Genomic DNA, 2,429 nt, shown 5'->3' with positions numbered 1-2,429 from the left:
CGCGAACACCTGCCGGGGCAGCACGTCGCCCCAGAGGTGGTGCATGCCGCCCTCCGGGTCGCAGACGCTCATCGGGTGGAACGTGTCACCGTGGTAGCCGCCCCGCCAGGTGCCCAGCCGGCGGCGCTGCGGGCGTCCCCGCGCCCGCTGGTACTGCAGGCACATCTTCACCGCGACCTCGACGCTCACCGAGCCGGAGTCGGCCAGGAAGACGTGTTCCAGGCCGTCCGGGGTCAGCTCGACGAGCGTGCGCGCCAGGCGTACCGCCGGCTCGTGGGTGAGCCCGCCGAACATCACGTGGCTCATCCGCCCGAGCTGGCCGGTCACCGCGGCGTCGAGCGCCGGGTGCCGGTAGCCGTGGATCGCCGCCCACCACGACGACATGCCGTCGACCAGCTCCCGCCCGTCCGCCAGCCGCAGCCGCACCCCTTGCGCGCTGTCCACGACGTACGGCGCGCCGGCGGAGGGCATCGCGGCGTACGGATGCCACACGTGCCGCCGGTCCGCGTCCAGAATCTCCTCAGGCGTCACGTCTCCTCCTTCACCCCTCCCCGCCGCCCCCTCTCTTCCCCCGCGATCTTGCGGTTGCTGCCCCTGCCGCGCCCGGAATGAGGGGGTGTGCCGGGGCCGCGAGTGCAAGATCGCGGGGAAGAGAGGGGTGGGTCAGGGGTGGGTGGTCCGGGTTATGGCTCTCGTCAGGGCGGGGCCGCGGTAGATGAAGCCGGTGTAGAGCTGGACCAGGGACGCGCCGGCATCGAACATGCGCGTCGCGTCGTCCGGGTCGAGGATGCCGCCTACGCCGATCACCGGCAGCCGGCCGCCGGTCTCCCGGTGCACGAAGGCGACCATCTCCCGGGCCCGTACGGTCAGCGGCCGGCCGGACAGGCCGCCCGTCTCCGCGCCGCGCGCCCGGTCGGCCGGGGCCAGCCCGTCCCGGGCGAGCGTGGTGTTGGTGGCGATGACCCCGGCGGCGCCCCGGTCGAGGCAGACCTCCAGCAGCTCGGCCACGGCCGGCTCGGTGAGATCCGGGGCGATCTTCACCAGCACCGGCTTCTCCCCCACCAGCGCGGCCAGCAGCGCGTCCAGGTGGGACCGGTCCTGAAGCGAGCGCAGCCCCGGGGTGTTCGGTGAGGACACGTTCACGGCGAAGTAGTCACCGTGTCCCTTGAGCGCCCGGTAGGAGTCGAGATAGTCCTCGACCGCCTGGTCCAACGGGGTCACCTTGGACTTGCCGAGCGAGATGCCCAGCGGTACGCCGAGCGGGCGCGGCAACGCCGCCAGCCGGTCGGCGAGGGCCGCCGCGCCCGCGTTGTTGAAGCCCATCCGGTTGATCACCGCTTCGCTGTCGCGCAGCCGGAACAGCCGGGGCCGGGGATTGCCCGGCTGGGCGTGCGCGGTCACGGTGCCGACCTCGACGAAGCCGAAGCCGAGCGCCGGCCAGGCGGGCAACGCGAGTCCGTTCTTGTCCATCCCGGCGGCCAGCCCGACCGGGTTGGGGAAGCGCACCCCGAACACGGTGCGCGGCGCGGACCGGAAGTACGCCCGTCGCAGCGCCGCGAGAACGGCCGGCTGCCGCGACACCGCCGCGAGCCGTTCCAGGGTCCACTCGTGCGCCCCCTCGGCGTCCCCGCCCGCGAGCGAGAACAGCCGGGGCCGCACCACCTTCTCGAAGATCACGCCCCGGCCCCCCGCCCGCTCTCCCCGTTGATCATGAGGTTGGCGGCGGATTTGGAGATCCACATCGCCGCCAACCTCATGATCGGCGCGGTCAGGCGCGGGGTCACTCGCCCGCCCGGAGGGCGGCGTGCAGGTCCTGCAGGGGGCGGACCTTCAGGTCGCCCCGGATTCGGGCCTCGATGCCCATGACCGCGGCTGCGGCGCCGGGGACCGTGGTGACGCAGGGGATGTCGACGCTCACCGCGGCGCTGCGGATCTCGTACCCGTCGGAGCGGGCGCTCGCGCCGGAGCCCTGCGGCGTGTTCACCACCAGCGCCACGTCCCCGCCGAGGATCAGCGAGACCGCGTCCGCACCCTCACCCGACTCGTAGTGCTTGCGGATCTGCTCGCAGGCGATGCCGTGCCGGCGCAGCACCTCGGCCGTGCCGGTGGTGGCCACGATCTCGAAGCCCAGGTCGGCCAGGCGCTTGATCGGGAAGATCATGCCGCGCTTGTCCCGGTTGGCGACCGAGACGAAGATCTTCCCGGCGGTGGGCAGCGAGCCGTACGCGGCAGCCTGCGACTTGGCGAACGCCTGCCCGAAGCCGGTGTCGATGCCCATCACCTCGCCGGTGGACTTCATCTCCGGGCCGAGCAGCACGTCGATGCCCTTGCCGGAGGGGGTGCGGAACCGCTTGAACGGCAGCACCGCCTCCTTGACCGCGATCGGCGCGTCGGCCGGCATGGTGCCGCCGTCGCCGGTGGGCGGCAGC

2 protein-coding genes and 1 pseudogene are annotated in these 2,429 nt (G+C 73.2%); all 3 read right to left on the bottom strand.

Annotated features, from left to right (window positions below):
• The coding region (locus KBX39_RS28945) for an aminotransferase class III-fold pyridoxal phosphate-dependent enzyme (protein ID WP_210873579.1) at positions 1–531 on the bottom strand (531 nt) is incomplete at its 3' end.
• Between the two features lie 132 nt (positions 532–663).
• Positions 664–1,677, bottom strand: a complete 1,014-nt coding sequence (locus tag KBX39_RS28940) for a quinone-dependent dihydroorotate dehydrogenase (protein WP_043324949.1) — start codon at positions 1,675–1,677, stop codon at positions 664–666.
• A gap of 103 nt (positions 1,678–1,780) precedes the next feature.
• Positions 1,781–2,429: pseudogene (gene carB, locus KBX39_RS28935) on the bottom strand (carbamoyl phosphate synthase large subunit); the annotation flags it as partial.

The sequence above is a fragment of the Micromonospora sp. D75 genome (genome assembly GCF_018070405.1).
Classification (GTDB): domain Bacteria; phylum Actinomycetota; class Actinomycetes; order Mycobacteriales; family Micromonosporaceae; genus Micromonospora; species Micromonospora chalcea.
This window is presented reverse-complemented; position numbering and strand designations above follow the sequence as displayed.